We start from the raw sequence: 1,007 nt of genomic DNA on the forward strand, positions 1-1,007 counted from the left end.
TTGCCAACAAATGTGAGTGTTTGGTCATAGGGGTTTTTGGAGAGATCAATGAGATTACCATTGAAGCTAGAAGCTTCTAGGGCATGGTTGAGTCCGTTGAGTCCAGTGACTTTAGAGGCTTCATTGGCGCTATAAAAGTTTAGATTGAGTGTATAGTTGTCTTCTTTGAGATTACCTTTGATAGAAGAGCCATAAAGTGTGATTGTTGATCCTTTGGCAATGTCTTTTTTATCATCTTTATACACACCTTGGGCTGAATCTCCACTTGAAGTTTCTTTGTCTTTCCATTTATCGTTTTCAATATCAAGAGGGGCTTTATTGTTGATGGCAATAAAACCTGCATTGTTGAGTGCGTTTAAGATTCCATAAGCTGTGGTGGTGTCTGTTTTACCCTCTTCTCCATTTTCTGTAGTCGTATTGCCTGCTTGGGTGTTAGAGCTTTTCTTGGTGTTATCCATACCTCCGATGTTATAGATGGTGATATTGTTTTTAGATGGATTTGTGGTGTCTCCTCCTAGGATTGAGCCTGCAAATTTCACAGTCTGACCGATATAGGCGCTTGCACTATTGTTATTGTTATCGCCATTGTTAGGGGTAGTGATCGTGGTGCCTGTATTGCCTGTAAAGTCAAAGGAAATATTATGTGTGCCTTGACCTACAATCGCTAAGCCTCCGATGGAGGGATTTGTGCCATCTGAATGTTTGGAATAATCAAAGGCAATGGCTACATCTCTTGGAGTGAGGGAAGAAGAGCTTTCTGCTTTAGTGGAGCCCCCAATGATTCCATTGAGCTCGGTATTGACTAGATTGAGAGTCCCTAGGGCGCGATAGAGGTTTTCATAACGAATCGTGCCTGCATTATAAAAGCTATAGCTTGAATCTGCAGTCCCTCCTAGGATTGTGCCTGTGTAGCCACTTTGACCAGACTTAAATGTGCCATCTTTATAGACAAAGGCAATGGTTTTTTTGAAATTATCATTATCAAAGCCAATGTTTCCATCTGAGCT

The 1,007-nt window shown here is 41.2% G+C and carries 1 protein-coding gene; it reads right to left on the bottom strand.

Going from position 1 to position 1,007, the window contains the following annotated elements; genetic code table 11:
* On the bottom strand, window positions 1-1,007 hold a 1,007-nt coding region (locus BKH46_RS09620), incomplete at both ends, for a hypothetical protein (RefSeq protein ID WP_172402631.1).

Origin of the sequence: Helicobacter sp. 12S02634-8 (genome assembly GCF_002272865.1) — a bacterium.
Classification (GTDB): Bacteria; Campylobacterota; Campylobacteria; order Campylobacterales; family Helicobacteraceae; genus Helicobacter_J.